The sequence below is a fragment of the Aquimarina addita genome (assembly GCF_039539305.1).
GTDB classification, from domain to species: Bacteria; Bacteroidota; Bacteroidia; order Flavobacteriales; family Flavobacteriaceae; genus Aquimarina; species Aquimarina addita.
This window is the reverse complement of record NZ_BAABCW010000018.1, coordinates 1-17,477: the sequence shown is the minus strand read 5'-3', so window position 1 is coordinate 17,477 and position 17,477 is coordinate 1. Positions and strand designations below refer to the sequence as shown.

Below are 17,477 nucleotides of genomic sequence, written 5' to 3'. Positions count from 1 at the left end.
TAGAGTCAATAAATAAATAAAATCTGATACGATAAAAAGTACCATGAATATAGAAAAAAAAATTCATCAATTAAGAGAAGAATTAAGACAGCACAATTACAATTATTATGTATTAGATGCAGCTACCATTACAGACTATGAGTTTGATATGATGCTTAAGGAATTACAGGCACTGGAAGCTCAGTATCCTGAGTTTTATGATTCTAGTTCGCCAACTTTAAGAGTAGGAGGAGAGGTTACTAAAAATTTTAATACCGTAGTTCATGAGCAGCGAATGTATTCATTAGATAATTCGTATTCTAAAGAAGATTTGTTAGACTGGGAAAACCGTATCAAAAAACTTGTGGATGGAGAGGTGAGTTATACGTGTGAGTTAAAGTATGATGGAGCTTCTATAAGTCTTACCTATGAAAATGGAGAATTACTCAGAGCGGTAACCAGAGGTGATGGAATCCAGGGAGATGATGTGACTACAAATGTCAAAACAATAAAGTCTGTTCCACTTCGATTACAAGGAGATTTTCCTCCTAAATTTGATATCAGAGGAGAGATTGTGCTTCCTTACGCAGGTTTTATAAAAATGAACAAGGAGCGTATTGCATCGGGAGAAGAACCGTATGCCAATCCTAGAAATACAGCTTCCGGAAGTTTAAAACTTCAGGATAGTAGAGAAACAGCAAAACGACCACTGGATTGTTTGCTTTATAATTTAGCAGGAGATAGATTAGGTATTTCTTCACAGTATCAAAGCTTAGAAAAAGCCAGAAGCTGGGGCTTTAAAGTTCCTAATGAATCTCGATTGGTATCTTCTGTAGAAGAAGTATTGGAATTTATCAATTTGTGGGATGAAAAGAGAAGGGAGTTGCCTTATGAAACAGATGGTGTAGTGATCAAAGTAAATGATATGCAACAACAAGAAGAATTAGGTTTTACGGCAAAGGCACCCAGATGGGCAATGGCTTATAAGTTTAAGGCTGAGCAAGTTTCAACCCAATTAAATGAGATCACGTATCAGGTAGGTAGAACAGGCGCTATCACGCCAGTAGCTAATTTAGAAGCGGTTCAGCTTGCAGGAACTACAGTAAAGAGAGCTTCACTGCATAATGCAGATCAGATTGCTAAATTAGATATACGAGAAGGAGATACTGTTTTTGTAGAAAAAGGAGGAGAGATCATTCCTAAAATTATAGGAGTTGATTTTCAGAAAAGAGATCAAAGTTCTGTGCCTACAAAGTATATTACACAATGTCCCGAGTGCCACACAGATTTAATTCGTAAAGAAGGAGAAGCACAACATTATTGTCCAAATGATCAGGGGTGTCCTCCGCAAATTATAGGTAGAATTCAGCATTATATTTCTCGTAAAGCAATGGATATAGAAGGGTTAGGTGGTGAAACTGTTGCCTTACTAGTCAAGGAAGGGTTGATTAAGAATTATGCGGATTTGTATGATTTAAAAAAAGAGCAAATAATTCCTTTAGAACGCATGGCAGATAAAAGTGCAGATAATCTAATTGAGGGGGTTATGAAATCTAAAGAAATACCATTTGAACGTGTATTATTTGGTTTAGGAATTAGATATGTGGGAGAAACCGTTGCTAAAAAGCTGGCAAAGCATTTTAAATCTATTGATGCTCTTATGGAGACCACCACAGAAGAATTAGTGAATGTAGATGAAATAGGGGGAAGAATCGCAGAAAGTGTAATTGATTTTTTTAACGTAGACGCTAATAAAATGTTAGTCACTAAATTAAGAGAGCATGATGTTCAACTTGCTATTTCGGCTGAAAAACTTGCTGGTCAGACGGATAAGCTACTTGGACAAGTATTTGTAGTATCCGGTGTTTTTGAAAAAGTATCCCGTAACGAGTTGAAAAAGATGATAGAAGATAATGGAGGTAAGGTGTCTAGTTCTATTTCTTCAAAAACATCTTATGTAATAGCTGGAGCTAATATGGGTCCTAGTAAACTAGAGAAAGCAACTAAACTAAATATATCTATAATAAGTGAAGATGATTTTCTTAACTTGCTGACATAATGAAGGTAAGGACTCTTATAAAATTTTTATTATTGTTAACAGGAGGCTTATGTGTTCTCAGTGCTATTTTACAAAATTTTAATTTAGAGTTTTACTCAAAACCAATGACAGTCCCATTGTTTTTTATGCTGTATTGGTTCAATGTAAAGAAAATTGATTTTTTGTTTCTTGCAATATTATTCTTTTGTTTTCTTGGGGATATTTTTCTGTTGATTCAGATAGAACGTAGTTTTATATTTGTTCTCTTAAGTAACATTATGTGCTATCTACTTATTTTTGTCTATCTGTATAGAATTAATAAGAGGTTGGTTCTTAATAAGGTAGATCGTGTTTATTATCTGATTTTCCTGGTTTTTTGGAGTGTCGTTGCATATATAATATATAGTGTTACTGAAGTTTCTATGGGGGATATCAGACCCTACGGAATCCTTTATATAGGAGTTCTGTATATTTTATTAAGTGGTGCGGTTTTTCAATATACGCAGGTAAGATCTTCAAATTCCCTTTGGTTGCTCATAGCATGTTTAAACTTTGTGGTAAGTGATACTTGTTTTGCATTAGATAGATTTTACATTCCTTCCTTAGAGCTTAAAGTGATTAACTCTATATATCAATTGTTAGCCGTTTATTTTCTGGTTAAATTTAAAATATCCAAGGCTGATTCTTTAAAGCTTGAAGAAAGCTAACTTAGTTTTTTAAATATGATAGTTTACCTGTGATTTGTTATATTGTGTATGATTAATATAAAGGTGAACTTTTGTTTTAAAGCTATTATATTGTATAGGTGAATAATTATTTATAGCAATTTTCATCATTATATAAAAGTATTGATAGTATTCATAAATATTCGAAGAAGTTATAGCAAGCTATTGTTATGAAAGTTTTATTTAATAGAGTCAGTTAGACGAATATTTGCTTGTAAGGTTTTAATTAGGTTAAAGTACAGTTTTTTGAAGAGTATGGAATTAACAATTAATAGTATACGTATGAATTTATTATGAAAAATTTTAAATCTGCATACATCTTATTTTCTATTTCATTCGCTGTTGTTATGTTTACGGCTATTTTTTTAGAAAAAGAATGCTTAGTATTTGTAAAACCATTACCTGTAATTTCCTTAATCATAGTATATTTTAGGAATACCTTAAAAATCGTTTTTTGGTACCCAATTAGCATGCTAATCTTATCAATAAGCGATATCATGGTCTATATTGATTTTGTTAAATATTTTAATGAAATTGCCTTAGTGATAATAGTGTATTATCTCATTTCTACGTATTTGCTTTATGAATATATATCTATAAAAGATATTAAAATCAAAAAAGTATTTTCTTTACCTATTCTAATAAGTGTGGTATTAATTATCTATCTCATTTATTCTATAACGACTTTGATACTACCTAATTTAAAAGGTTCAATAGTATCATTTTTTCTAATTCTGATTGCTCAGATGCTTTTTGTGAACGTATGTTTTTTGATTTATATGATAGATAAATATCAAGGTAATTACAAATTATTTATTACAGCTTGTGGCTGTTTTTTTGTAAACGCTATATTAGTCATTAATTATTTTTATTTCTATAGCAGAGTATTTACTGTTTTAGTAAATTTTGCGGAAATTATGGCATTATATTTTTTTGCGAGATTTTTGATTGATATTAAGCAAATTAGCAATAGTAAAAAAGATATGATAGATCATTATGAAGTTTAACCTTTTTCTAAAGAGTGAATAGTGAAAACCCATTAATAATTTTGAAACTTTAATTTTTATTTTTTCTTCATTGTACCACTATGTTTATAAAATGTAAAATAGTTACATTTGTTTCTTAATCTTTTCTATAAATGATTTTAAAGGGTCTAAAAAGAAATGCACTAAAAAAAAGCATTGAATCTTATGTTAAAAAAAGAAAGCCCAGAACTAAGGAAGTTACTGGTATTAAGAGTTTGGCAGTGCTTATAGATGCGTCTCAATCAGTAAATATTTTATCTGTTGTTAAGCTGGCTAATGCATTAGGAGTCAAATCAGATCATCTTAAAATTATGGGATATAAAGATGACGAGAAAGAGATTGCAGATGATAAAGATGCTGCATATTTTAATTTTAAAAGTTTCGGAGTTAACGGTGTGGTAAAAAGTTCTTCTTTAAATGAATTTATTAATAAAGATTATGATGTTTTAATTAATTTTTATTCAGAAAGCAAGTTGGGGTTAGATTATGTAGCTGCTGCTTCTGAGGCAAAGTTTAAAGTCGGGTTTGCAGAGATAGATAATAGAATTAATGATTTGGTTATTGGTCTGGCACAAGATGATATTAATCTTTTTATTTCCGAATTAAAAAAGTATTTAAAAATTTTACAGATAATATAGTATGAGTGGTTTTCTGAGAGGAACAGGGGTGGCATTAGCAACACCATTTAATGATGATGGTTCTATCGATTATAAAGGTTTAACATCATTAGTTGAGTTTTGCGTACAAGGTAAAGTAGAGTATTTGGTTGTCTTAGGGACTACAGCAGAATCAGTTACTTTAACTAAAAAGGAGAAAAAAGAGGTTGTTGCTCATATAGTAAAAATAAACAATAAAAGGTTGCCATTAGTAATTGGAATAGGAGGAAATAATACCAGCGCTATTCTTGATGAGATAAAGGATACTGATGTCTCAGATTTTGCTGCGATTCTTTCAGTAGTTCCAATGTATAATAAACCAAGTCAGGAAGGAATTTTTCAGCACTATAAGGTAATTAATGATCATTCACCTTTACCTGTTTTATTGTATAATGTTCCTTCTAGAACAGGAGTTAATATGACCGCAGAGACTACATTGCGGTTAGCAGAATTAGATAAGATTGTAGGAGTAAAAGAGGCAACTGGAGATTTTACTCAAGTACTTCAGATTCTAAAAGATCGCCCTAAAGATTTTCTTGTCATATCAGGAGATGATGCTTTAGCATTGCCAGCTGTAGTTGCGGGGGGAGATGGAGTTATTAGTGTGGTTGGTCAGGGGTTCCCTATTGAGTTTTCAGAAATGATTCGGTTAGGACTTTCCAGACAAGTGGATCAGGCATATGAAATACTATATAGCTTATTACCTGTACTGGAATATGCTTTTGCAGAAGGAAACCCGGCAGGGATTAAAAGTATACTAAAATCAAAATCTATTTGTAATGATACGGTACGATTGCCTTTGGTTTCAGTATCTGATGAATTACAACAAAAAATACAAGCATATATACAGAGTAATTAGCAAAGTATGGCTAAGAGAATAAAAGATCCCGGAATTGGCTTATCGTCTGATAAACAGGTTCAGAGGTTTATAAGTCCTGATGGATCTTTTAATATAAAGCATATTAATAAACAAACATCTATTTCTAGGAGTTATAACTATCTTATTAGTATTTCTTGGACTCGATTTTTTCTTTGGGTGTTTTTTGGATATTTAGTAGTAAATTCAGTTTTTGCTGGTATTTATACTTTAATAGGAATATCTTCAATAGCAGTGCCTACAGGAAATGTGTTTAAAGATTTTTTAAATGCATTCTTCTTCTCAGCGCAGACCGTAACTACAGTAGGGTATGGAAGAATGGCGCCAAAAGGAATGATTTTTGGAATTCTATCTTCTCTGGAAGCACTTATCGGATTATTGAGTTTTTCGTTTATAACGGGTTTATTATACGGACGTTTTTCCAAACCAAAATCTAGTATTAAATTTAGTGAACATCTTATTTTACGAAAATATAATGGAATGGACACCATTATGTTTAGACTCATGAGCAGGAGTACCAATGTAATGATTCGACCTAAGATCGAAGTAACCTTATCTCTTTCACAAAAAACGAAGGATGACAAATATGTTAATAATTTTTATAGTCTAACCTTAGAAAGAAAGCAGATTACATATCTGCCAACAACTTGGACAGTTGTCCACGAAATTAATGAGGCTAGTCCCTTATATGAATTCAACAGAGAAGAGTTAGTGACCCTGCACGGAGAATTATTAATATTAGTATCCTATTATGATGAATCTTTTGCTCAGGAAGTACATCAGATTCATTCATATGTTTTGAAAGATTTAAAAACCGATGTCGTTTTTAGCCCAGCTTTTTACTATGATGAAGAAGGGTATACGGTTCTTGATCATGATAAATTAGGGAGTACTAGAGCGTTAGATGTGGAAAAGTGATCATTTTATTTTCTGTTTGTTTTGCAACAACACTGCGTTTTATAAGTTATTTAATTGATGAATTAAAGTTTTTGTAATACGGCAGAAATAGCTACTTTTGCCAGATGTTTTTTTAAACTATGAAGAGATTTTTTTATTTGCTGATTTGTGTATTGACTTTAGGTTCTTGTAGTGAGTATCAAAAAGTATTAAAAAGCGAAGATGTTGCTGCTAAATATAAGATGGCAGAAGAACTGTATAAAGAAGGGAAACTTAAAAAAGCTTTACGTCTTTTTGAGCAGGTAGTACCTCAATATAGAGGGAAACCACAGGCAGAGAGGGTAATGTACTACTATGCAGACACGTACTATCAATTAGAAGATTTCTACCTTGCTGGATATCAGTTCGAAAGATTTACAAAATCATATCCTAATAGTGATAAAAAAGAAGAAGCTTCATATAAAGCAGCAAAAAGCTATTATGAATTGTCACCTAGGTTTAGTTTAGATCAGACCGATACAGATAAAGCGTTAGAAAAATTACAGCTCTATATTAATGAATATATCGAAAGTGAACGTCTAGACGAAGTAAATGAATTGGTAGCAGAGCTCAGAAATAAAAAAGAGAAGAAAGCTTACGAAATTGCTAAGCAATATCACCATCGTAGAAATTATAAAGTGGCAATTGCTACTTTTGATAATTACTTAGTGGATTATCCAGGATCTTCTTTTAGAGAAAAAGTATTATATTACAAATTAGAATCCCAATATTTATTAGCGATTGGTAGTTATCAAAGTTTAGTAAAGGAAAGACTAGAAACTGCTAATGGGTATTATAAAAATTATAAAAAATATTACAAAGAAGGAGAGCATCTGGCGGATGCAGAAGAAATAGCAGAAGATATTAAAGAAAGATTAGAAAGTTTTAAATAAAAAATAGGCGAAGATGGATTTGAAAAAAAGTAATGCACCAGTAAATACAACTACAATAGATAAAAATCTTGTAGATCAATCGACAGGAAATATCTACGAAGCAATATCTGTAATATCAAAGAGAGCGAATCAGATCAATGTTGATATTAAAAAAGAGCTATTAGAAAAATTGGATGAATTCGCTACATATAACGATAGTTTAGAAGAGATTTTTGAGAATAAAGAACAAATTGAAGTTTCTAAATTTTATGAAAGATTACCAAAACCACATTCATTAGCAGCGCAAGAATGGTTAGAAGGTAAAATATATCACAGAAAACCAGACTCGGAAGAATCTCTATAAGTATGTCGTCCATCTTTAGCGGTAAAAAGCTGTTGATAGGGGTTACTGCAGGTATTGCAGCCTATAAAGCAGCTTCTTTAGTGCGTTTATTTATTAAATCAGGAGCAGAGGTAAAGGTAATTATGACTCCTGCTGCAAAAGATTTTGTTACACCATTAACGCTATCTACGTTATCTAAAAATGCAGTTCACTCATCCTTTTATGATGATGAAGATGAAAATGCAATATGGAACAACCATGTTGAGTTAGGATTGTGGGCTGATGTATTGATTATAGCACCTGCTACAGCAAATACATTAGCTAAAATGTCTAATGGAACTTGTGATAATTTATTATTAGCTACTTATTTATCTGCAAAATGTCCTGTTTATTTTGCTCCGGCAATGGACCTTGATATGTATATTCACCCATCCACTACAGAGACTTTCAGAAAATTACAAAGTTTTGGGAATATTATGATACCAGCGGCATCCGGAGAATTGGCAAGTGGGCTTGTTGGTCAGGGAAGAATGGCAGAACCCGCTGATATAGTCGATTATGTTCAAAATGATATTTTAGGAAAACTCCCTTTAAAAGGTCAGAAAGTGTTAATTACGGCAGGACCCACCTATGAAGCGATTGATCCTGTTCGGTTTATTGGAAATCATTCTAGTGGAAGAATGGGAATTGAATTAGCAAAAATGGCTGCTAATCTGGGAGCTCAGGTAACTTTAGTTCTGGGGCCTTCTGCATTGACTATTACTCATAATTCTATTCATGTAATACCTGTTGTAAGTGCAAGCGATATGTATAAAGAAGTTGTGGCTTTATATGCAGATTGCGATATTGCCATTGCAGCAGCAGCAGTAGCAGATTACAGACCTGTGATAGTGTCAGATCAAAAAATTAAAAAAGCAGATAGTGGTTTTTCAATAGAGTTAGAGCGAACAACAGATATTCTTAATTGGATGGGTTCTGTGAAGAAAGACCAATTTTTAGTTGGTTTTGCATTAGAAACCGAAAATGAAGAGGAAAACGCTAAAAAGAAATTAAAAAATAAAAATTTAGATCTTATTGTTTTAAATTCCCTGAATGATAAGGGGGCAGGTTTTAAAGGACAAACTAACAAAGTAAGTCTGATTAATCATAAATTTGAAATAAAAGCGTTTCAACTTAAAGACAAGGCAGAAGTTGCTCGTGATATATTTAATGAAATTAATCAATTACGTAATGTATAGACTCTTTCTTTTTTTGATATGTATATTGAGTATGAATCTGAGTGCTCAGGAATTTAATGCGACCGTATCGGTAAATGCTGAACAAACTGGAAACCCTAACCAGCAGGTGTTTAAGACGATGGAGAGAGCAGTCACAGAATTTGTGAATAATACCAAGTGGACCAATATTGATTATCGTACAGAAGAACGTATTTCATGTGGCTTTTTTATTAATATATTAAGTTATAATAATGATAATTTTACTGCCACTTTACAGGTACAGGCATCCAGACCTGTTTATGGTTCCAGCTATAATACAACCATACTTAATTTAAATGATAAGCAATTTACATTTAATTATTTAGAGTTTCAGCCATTGAATTATGATCCTAATAATTTTGAATCAAATCTAATATCTGTACTTGCATTTTATTTGCATACAATATTAGGGATAGATGCTGATACATACGAATTAAACTCGGGAACAGATTACTTTCAGGAAGCTAAAAATATTGTCAATAATGCACAGGGTAGCGGAACCTTAGGCTGGAATGCGCAAGATGGTCCTCAGACACGTTTTAGATTAAATGACGATTTGTTATCAGGAACATACGATGGATTTAGATCTGCTATGTATACATATCATAGAGAAGGTTTAGATGTTATGAGTAGTGATCTTAAAAAAGGTAAACAAGCTATCTTATCATCTATGGATTCATTAAATGAAATGCATAGAAATAGACCTAACTCTTATATGATGAGAGTGTTTTTTGACGCTAAAGCAGATGAGATAACAAGAATTTTGTCTGGAGGTCCTGCAGTAAATGTAGCAGAAGTAATGACTACCTTAACAAAGGTAGCTCCGACTTATAATAAAAACTGGTCTGAAATAAAATTTTAACCTTTTTACGTTACTGTATGCTTTTACCTATCTTAAAGAAAAGCAACTATTTTTTATTTTATTAACGCATTTTGAGCTAAATAATAAATAGAAAACGATCTCACTTTTTTAAAACTATAGTATCTTTACTTTCTTAAATATTTAATCAAAAACATTTTATTCCTTGTTAAGAAGTCTTTCTATAAAAAACTTCGCATTAATAGAGCAACTACAGGTCTCATTTGATGCTGGTCTCATTACGATAACCGGAGAAACCGGAGCAGGTAAGTCATTACTCCTAGGAGCTCTGGGACTTTTATTAGGTAAAAGAGCGGATTTGAGTAGTATTAAAGACAGTACTGCCAAATGCGTGATAGAAGGAGGGTTTGATATCAAGCAATATGAACTTCATTCCCTTTTTGAAGAATATGAATTGGATTATGATGATCATACTATTATTAGAAGAGAGATTTTACCTTCTGGTAAATCAAGGGCTTTTATTAATGATACTCCAGTTACTCTGCAATCACTTAATGCTTTGGGTGTGCAACTCATTGATATTCATAGCCAGCATCAGACATTGCAGGTTACAACTAATGATTATCAATTTGAAGTACTGGATGCGCTTTCAGAAGTGGATAGAGAACTTACTTCATATCAGCGTGGGTTGATTCTTCTAAAACAAAAACAGAAAGAAGTAAATCTACTTATTAATAATCAAGAAGAATATACTAAAGAATTTGAGTATAATTCTTTTTTACTAAAAGAATTAGAGGAAGGAAAACTAAAAGTTGGTGAATTAAAGGAATTAGAAGAGCAATACGAAACACTGATAAACATAGAGGAAATTAGAGAGCGATTATCAGAATCTCTTAGTTTATTAAGTAAAGAAGAAGCTGGTATTTCAGATCAATTAAATATAGTGAAAACTAATATGGCTAAAATAGCGCCATACTCTGGTGTTTTAGATAATCTTTCTGAGAGGATCCAAAGTGTTTATATTGAATTGGAAGATGTTAATAATTCATTATACGATGAATTAGATGGATTAGAAGCTGATCCTGAGTTGTTAGAGCAGGTGAGTCAGCGATTACAAATGATTCATAATTTGCAATCTAAACACGGAGTAACTACCATAGATGAATTGATAGAAATCAGAGATCAGCTACAAATAAAGGTAGCCAAAACAGCATCCCTTACAGATGATATTGAAACCATCCAAAAAGAAATTTCAACAATCAAAAAGCAGCTGGATCAAGTAGCATTAAAGATTCATAACAAAAGGAGGAAAGCGTTGCCTAAATTGGTGTCAGAATTAGAAAATATTTTGAAAGCTTTGGGGATGTCTAATGCTACTTTTAAAACATCACTTGGATTACAGGATTCTTACCTATCTAATGGAAAAGAAGTTCTGGAATTTTTATTTTCTGCCAATAAAGGAGGGGCTTTTGGAGAGCTAAGAAAAGTAGCCTCTGGAGGAGAACTATCAAGAATAATGATAGGTGTTAAAGCAATTCTATCCAGGTATACTCAATTACCTACTATTATTTTTGATGAAATAGATACAGGTGTCTCAGGAGAGATCGCACATAAGATGGCTGATCTAATGAAGGTAATGAGTAAAAATTTACAAGTTTTTAGTATTACACATTTACCTCAGATAGCTGCAAATGGTCAATCTCAATATAAAGTTTTTAAAGAAGATATAGATAACGTTACAATCACTCAACTAAAATTATTAACAGAAAAAGAAAGGATACGCGAAATTGCAGAAATGATTGGAGGCAAGAATGTTTCTGATTCTGCTCTTACACACGCTAAGTCATTATTGTACCCTGGTTAAATTTTGGTTTAGTACCTTTTGTGACCTTTATTATTCATACAAATACATTATAATATATTACTACAATGGCATACAATTTATTAAAAGGAAAGAGAGGGATTATTTTTGGAGCACTTGATGAAAATTCAATTGCTTGGAAAACAGCTGAACGTGTTTTTGAAGAAGGAGGTAGTTTTGTCCTTACTAATGCTCCAGTCGCTATGCGTATGGGAACAATAAATGTGTTGGCAGAAAAAACAAATGCAAAAGTGATTCCGGCAGACGCTACATCACTAGAAGATCTTGAGAATTTGGTAGAGAAGTCTGTTGAGATATTAGGAGGTAAACTGGATTTTGTATTACACTCTATTGGGATGTCTGTAAATGTGAGAAAAGGTCGTCATTATACAGATCTTAATTATAGTTGGAGTGAAAAAGGTTGGGATGTTTCAGCACTTTCATTTCATAAAACAATGCAAACTCTTTATAAAAAAGAAGCTATGAATGAATGGGGTAGTATTGTAGCTCTGACATATATGGCAGCACAACGTGTTTTTCCTGATTATAATGATATGGCTGATAATAAAGCATATCTAGAATCAATAGCTCGTAGTTTTGGATACTTTTTTGGGAGAGATCAAAAGGTAAGAGTCAATACAATTTCGCAATCACCAACCCCAACTACTGCCGGAAAAGGAGTTAAAGGTTTTGATGGTTTTATAACTTATGCAGATGAAATGTCACCCTTAGGAAATGCTTCTGCAGCTGATTGCGCGGATTACACAATTTCATTATTTTCGGATTTGACTAAAAAAGTAACGCTTCAGAATTTGTATCACGATGGTGGTTTCTCTAATATGGGAGTTAGTCAATTAGTTATGGAAAAATTTATAGAAGAATAATAAGCTGTTTTAATTGCGGTTTATGAGTTTACTAATAAATCCTATCATCAACATATGGTAGGATTTCCTGATTACGTACCTTTATCATATGAAAATAAGTTATTCCTTTATTATCCCTGTATATAATAGGCCTGATGAAATTGATGAATTACTATATAGTATGGTGGCTATGGAGTATGATAAGGATTATGAAATTGTCATAGTAGAAGATGGTTCTTCAGAAACCTCAGAAGAGGTTGTAAAAAAGTATCAAGATCAATTAAACATCAGCTATTACCAAAAGATAAATACAGGTCCTGGAGATTCTAGAAATTATGGGATGCGCAAGGCAGTTGGAACGTATTTTTTGATTTTAGATAGTGACGTGATATTACCAGTGGATTATTTGGCAAGTGTTGATACTTTTTTATCTAAACGATTTGTGCATTGTTTTGGTGGTCCGGATGATGCTCATAAAAGTTTCACCAAATTACAGAAAGCAATAAGCTATAGCATGACTTCGTATCTGACCACGGGTGGGATAAGAGGAAAAAAGAATACAACAAACACCTTTCAGCCCCGTAGTTTTAATATGGGAATTTCTAAAGAAGCTTTTGAAGCTTCAGAAGGATTTGGAAACATACATCCGGGAGAAGATCCGGATCTTACCATCCGCCTTTGGGAGTTGGGATATCAAACAGCTCTGATTCCTGAAGCGATAGTTTTTCATAAACGTAGAATCTCCTGGAGTAAATTTTACATACAAGTACATAAGTTTGGACTCGTTAGACCTATTCTTAATCTCTGGCATCCTGCGACTGCCAAAATTACCTATTGGTTTCCAACGTTATTTCTTATATATGTTATATTTTCTATGGTTACGGCGTTTTTTGGGTATTGGTTTTTCATGGCTATTTTGATGTTATACCTTTTTATTATACTTATAGGGGCTACAATTAGTTACCAAAGTATTTCTATTGGTATATATGCTATAGTGGCTGTTCTGATTCAATTTTACGGGTATGGCAGTGGATTCCTAAAATCTTATTACTATATTCATTGGTTAAAAAAAGTGCCGGAGCAACAGTTTAAACATTTATTTTTTTCAAAATAAGTCATATGCCTAATACAAAGTTGAGTAGATTCTCTTTAAAAAGAAATAATGTCAAAGTTTTTTTATTCTTTTTGATATTTACATCGGTGCTGTGGTTGTTCAAGCAATTCTCTAAAAACTATACAGAAGAAATAGAAGTGGCTATTCAATATATCAATCTTCCGGAGGATAAAGTTTTAAACATAAATAATAGTGATCAGACTATAAAATTAATGCTTAATGGTAATGGTTTCAGATTGGTAAAATATTCCTGGAAAAAACCAATGATACAATTAGATATTGCGGATGCTACTACGTCAAAGGATAATATGTATTATTTTTCATTAGATGATAAAGCCGAGTTGCTAAAAAATAAATTGAATTTTAGAGGAAATGTACTTTCAAAGAAAAAAGATTCATTACAGGTACAGTTAGATATTAACTTACAGAAGAAAGTACCGGTAAAGATAATTAAAGATGTTAGCTATGCAGCGGGATATGGTAGTGATCTTGGTGTGCTAGCCTCACCAGACTCGGTTTATGTAATGGGGCCTAAGAGTATTATAGATACTTTGGAACAAGTTTATTCTACAAACTTATTGTTAGAAGATTTGCATGCCGATCATGTATCACAACTATTAATAGATACAGTGGGCTTACCAAAATCGATAGAAGTAAAGCCAAAAGAGATAGAAATAACAATTGATGTCAGTAAATTTACAGAAGGAAGTAAGGATATACCCATTACACTTAAGAATGTGCCAGAAGGTAAGCAAATTAAAATTTTTCCAAAGCAGGTCACGGTTGTATATAGAGTAGGGTTGGACGCATATAACAAGATTAATCAAAAGGATTTTAAGGTAATTGCGGATTATAAAAAAGTTGCAGAAAACAGTTCTTTTTTAACCTTGGAATTGGTTAATACACCAATTTCGATTCATGATGTGCGGCTGCGAAATAAGCAGGTTCAGTACGTGATTTTGGATAAATAGTGTTGTTGAAATATAAAGGTATGAAAGTAGTAGGTCTTACAGGAGGTATTGGGAGCGGTAAATCAACTATAGCTAATATGTTTTCTAAACTTGGAGTTCCTGTATATATAGCGGATGATGAGGCAAAAAAAATCATGAATGAAGATGAAACTGTTAAGAATGAAATAAGTAAATTATTAGGAGAGGAGTCTTATATTGAAGGTAAGCTTAATCGCCCTTTTGTTGCGACGGCTGTTTTTAATAAAAAATCGTTGTTAACTGCACTAAATTCAATAGTTCATCCAGCCGTTAAGTTGCATTTTGATAATTGGAAACATAAACAAAAGGCACCATATGTTATTAAAGAAGTAGCTATACTTTTTGAAAACGGAGGACACAAGCAATATGATTATACCATTCTGGTTACGGCGCCAAAAGAAATCAGAATTCAAAGAGTACTACAACGAGATCATATTACTAGAGAGCAGATTCTTGCAAGAATGAATAATCAATGGGAAGATTCTAAAAAAGTTCCTTTAGCGAATTATGTGTTAAAAAATGATAAATTGGAAGATATTTGGCTTCAAGTTAATAAAATTCATAATATTCTAATGCTTTAAAATACCAAAATTGAAAAATCCTCATTTTGTTAACAATTGGTTAAACCCTAAAGAAGCTAAATGTTAAATTCATACTTTTGACCTATGAATAAAAGGTTATTCGTATTACTAATAATCCTGATGAGTTTATCATTGATTGGGATTATTTTTGTTCAGGGGTATTGGATACAAAATACGGTAGAGAATAATAAGGAGCAATTTTCTTTTAATGCAAAGCAAATTTTGATCTCTGTATCTAATAAAATTGAATATCGAGAATTCGAAGAAATGTATTATCCATTACAAGAAATTCTGGATAGTATTAAAGAACCGGATAGTAAAACAATAAAACAACTTTTAGACATAAGTATTGATCGCGGATCTTCTGCGTTTTCTGATGGTATTTTAGAAGAGGATTATAAGTTGTTTTCTTCTTTTATAAATTTCAGTATAGATACGGTAAAATTAAAAGATATATTAAACCGTAATGTAGAGTTAGAAGAGGATAAAAAAAATGTTAGTAAGCAAAGGTTTAGAACAAAACTTGATAGGCTTAGTACGTTAACAGATTTGCAAAGAAGAGATTATGAGATTGTAATTGATGAACTTGCTAATTTTATCCCGATTCATCGTAGAGTGAAGAAGGAAGAAATAAAAAGGTTGCTAATAAAAGAACTAGAAGAGCGGGATATAAAAGTGGATTTTGAATACGCTATTTACAGTAATTCATTGGCTACTAGGGTTCGATCAGATGATTTTAGTTTAGATGCTCCGGCAGCTACTTTTGGTGTACCTCTGTTTGTAAATGAAGAAGGAATTAGCAGATATCAATTGTACGTTAATTTTACTGGTAAGAATAAGTATATCTTATCGACTATTAGAGGAATGGCTATATTATCGATAATTTTTACTTTGATTATAGTTATTGCTTATTCCAGTGCTTTATCACAGTTATTGCAACAAAGACAGATATCGCAGATAAAGACGGATTTTATCAATAATATGACGCACGAGTTAAAAACTCCAATTGCTACTATCAATTTAGCGTTAGACGCAATTAAAAATCCAAAAATATCGGGTGATAATGAGAAAGTAAAACGGTATTTGACAATGATAAGAGAAGAAAATAAGAGAATGCACGCACAGGTAGAAAATGTTTTAAGAATATCTCAATTAGAAAAGAATGAGTTAAATATTAAAAAAGAAGGACTTGAGTTGCATGATATTATAGAAGATGCTGTTATGCATGTTTCTCTTATCGTAGAAGATAGGAAAGGGTATATAAAGACACATTTGGGAGCATTAAATTCAACAGTATTAGCTAATGATAATCATATGACCAATGTGATTGTAAATGTTTTAGATAATGCAACAAAGTATTCTGAAGATGCACCAAAAATTGATGTATATACTGAGAATATCAAAAATAACATAGTTCTTAAGATACGGGATCAGGGAGTGGGTATGAGTAAAGTAGCTCAGAAGAAAATCTTTGAGAAGTTTTTTAGAGAACATACAGGAGATGTTCATAATGTAAAAGGACATGGATTAGGATTAACTTATGTAAAAAGAATCGTAGATGATCATCATGGTCAGATATGGGTGGAGAGCGAACGGGGAAAAGGCTCCACATTTATAATTAAATTACCGTTAATATCATAAAAATATGGAAACAGAGAATAAAAAGATTTTGCTTGTAGAAGATGATCCTAACTTTGGGACAGTGTTAAAGGATTATTTGATCATGAATGATTATGATGTTGTACACGCTAAGAATGGTATGGAAGGTTTCGAAAAGTTCAAGAAGGATGATTATGACATGTGTATTCTTGATGTAATGATGCCTTACAAAGACGGATTCACCTTAGCAAAAGAGATAAGGGATAAGAACGAAGACGTTCCTATCATTTTCTTAACAGCAAAAGCAATGAAAGAAGATGTATTAAAGGGATACAAAGTAGGTGCTGATGATTACCTTAATAAGCCATTTGATAGTGAGGTATTATTGATGAAAATACAGGCAATCATGCAGCGTAAAAGTACGGAGTCTGTTGCTGATAGTAAACAGTTCGAATTTACGATTGGAGGCTTTCATCTTAATTCTAAACTTAGGTTTCTAACTTACAAAGATGAAGAGGCAATTAAGCTTTCTCCAAAAGAAAATGAATTACTTCGCTTATTAGCGTTGCATCTTAATGATTTGATGCCTCGTGAATTAGCGCTCACTAAAATATGGCGAGATGATAATTATTTTACTTCCAGAAGTATGGATGTATATATCGCTAAGCTTAGAAAATATTTGAAGAAAGATATCAACGTGGAAATTCTGAATATTCACGGAGAAGGATTTAGACTTGTCGTACGAAGCGATGAATCATAAAAAGTCAAAATAATATTATGGCGGTAAATTAGCCGTATCAAAATAGGCAAGTCATTAGACACTATCCCATTAAGTGTGTAAGTTTAAAATAAAGAGGGTTTGACTTTTATTTAAAGTTGAACCCTTTCATCAAATATAGTTAAAAATTGATTTAAAATTATTCCCCAATTCCGAATAGGCATT

The 17,477-nt window shown here is 32.2% G+C and carries 17 protein-coding genes; all 17 read left to right on the top strand.

Annotated features, from left to right (window positions below; genetic code table 11):
• The first annotated feature begins 43 nt into the window (after positions 1–43).
• The 17 genes from ligA (at position 44) to ABD816_RS17395 (ending at position 17,294) form a co-directional block, all read left to right on the top strand.
• Positions 44–2,038, top strand: coding sequence for an NAD-dependent DNA ligase LigA (gene ligA / locus ABD816_RS17475; protein ID WP_344929599.1), 1,995 nt, complete (start codon positions 44–46; stop codon positions 2,036–2,038).
• The gene (locus ABD816_RS17470) at positions 2,038–2,724 is read left to right on the top strand and encodes a lysoplasmalogenase family protein (protein WP_344929596.1); all 687 of its coding nucleotides are present in this window, start codon (positions 2,038–2,040) and stop codon (positions 2,722–2,724) included. Before ligA ends, ABD816_RS17470 begins: the two co-directional genes overlap by 1 nt.
• 311 nt (positions 2,725–3,035) lie before the next feature.
• Complete coding sequence (locus tag ABD816_RS17465; RefSeq protein ID WP_344929594.1) at positions 3,036–3,749, top strand: hypothetical protein; 714 nt, start codon at positions 3,036–3,038, stop codon at positions 3,747–3,749.
• A 131-nt stretch (positions 3,750–3,880) separates the two neighbouring features.
• Positions 3,881–4,405 (top strand): DUF6913 domain-containing protein, encoded by a 525-nt coding sequence (locus ABD816_RS17460; protein WP_344929593.1) that lies wholly within the window; start codon positions 3,881–3,883, stop codon positions 4,403–4,405.
• 1 nt (position 4,406) lies between these two features.
• The gene (dapA, locus tag ABD816_RS17455; protein WP_344929592.1) at positions 4,407–5,282 is read left to right on the top strand and encodes a 4-hydroxy-tetrahydrodipicolinate synthase; all 876 of its coding nucleotides are present in this window, start codon (positions 4,407–4,409) and stop codon (positions 5,280–5,282) included.
• Positions 5,283–5,288: 6 nt separating this feature from the next.
• Positions 5,289–6,218, top strand: coding sequence for an ion channel (locus ABD816_RS17450; RefSeq protein WP_344929590.1), 930 nt, complete (start codon positions 5,289–5,291; stop codon positions 6,216–6,218).
• 119 nt (positions 6,219–6,337) lie between these two features.
• Positions 6,338–7,129, top strand: a complete 792-nt coding sequence (locus tag ABD816_RS17445; protein ID WP_344929588.1) for an outer membrane protein assembly factor BamD — start codon at positions 6,338–6,340, stop codon at positions 7,127–7,129.
• Positions 7,130–7,142: 13 nt separating this feature from the next.
• Positions 7,143–7,472: a DNA-directed RNA polymerase subunit omega gene (locus ABD816_RS17440; protein ID WP_344929587.1), complete on the top strand. Its 330-nt coding sequence runs from the start codon at positions 7,143–7,145 to the stop codon at positions 7,470–7,472.
• 2 nt (positions 7,473–7,474) lie between these two features.
• Entirely contained in the window at positions 7,475–8,689 is a 1,215-nt protein-coding gene (coaBC, locus tag ABD816_RS17435) for a bifunctional phosphopantothenoylcysteine decarboxylase/phosphopantothenate--cysteine ligase CoaBC (RefSeq protein ID WP_344929585.1), read from the top strand.
• Entirely contained in the window at positions 8,682–9,569 is an 888-nt protein-coding gene (porD, locus tag ABD816_RS17430) for a type IX secretion system protein PorD (RefSeq protein WP_486303649.1), read from the top strand. Before coaBC ends, porD begins: the two co-directional genes overlap by 8 nt.
• 163 nt (positions 9,570–9,732) lie before the next feature.
• Complete coding sequence (recN, locus tag ABD816_RS17425) at positions 9,733–11,391, top strand: DNA repair protein RecN (protein ID WP_344929581.1); 1,659 nt, start codon at positions 9,733–9,735, stop codon at positions 11,389–11,391.
• 65 nt (positions 11,392–11,456) lie between these two features.
• Positions 11,457–12,272, top strand: a complete 816-nt coding sequence (locus tag ABD816_RS17420) for an enoyl-ACP reductase FabI (protein ID WP_344929578.1) — start codon at positions 11,457–11,459, stop codon at positions 12,270–12,272.
• Between the two features lie 88 nt (positions 12,273–12,360).
• Positions 12,361–13,365: a glycosyltransferase family 2 protein gene (locus tag ABD816_RS17415; protein WP_344929576.1), complete on the top strand. Its 1,005-nt coding sequence runs from the start codon at positions 12,361–12,363 to the stop codon at positions 13,363–13,365.
• A 5-nt stretch (positions 13,366–13,370) separates the two neighbouring features.
• Entirely contained in the window at positions 13,371–14,336 is a 966-nt protein-coding gene (locus ABD816_RS17410) for a YbbR-like domain-containing protein (protein WP_344929574.1), read from the top strand.
• 20 nt (positions 14,337–14,356) lie between these two features.
• Positions 14,357–14,935, top strand: a complete 579-nt coding sequence (gene coaE / locus ABD816_RS17405) for a dephospho-CoA kinase (protein WP_344929572.1) — start codon at positions 14,357–14,359, stop codon at positions 14,933–14,935.
• An 84-nt stretch (positions 14,936–15,019) separates the two neighbouring features.
• The gene (locus ABD816_RS17400; RefSeq protein WP_425549123.1) at positions 15,020–16,576 is read left to right on the top strand and encodes a sensor histidine kinase; all 1,557 of its coding nucleotides are present in this window, start codon (positions 15,020–15,022) and stop codon (positions 16,574–16,576) included.
• 4 nt (positions 16,577–16,580) lie between these two features.
• Positions 16,581–17,294 (top strand): response regulator transcription factor, encoded by a 714-nt coding sequence (locus ABD816_RS17395; RefSeq protein WP_344929568.1) that lies wholly within the window; start codon positions 16,581–16,583, stop codon positions 17,292–17,294.
• Positions 17,295–17,477 lie beyond the last annotated feature (183 nt).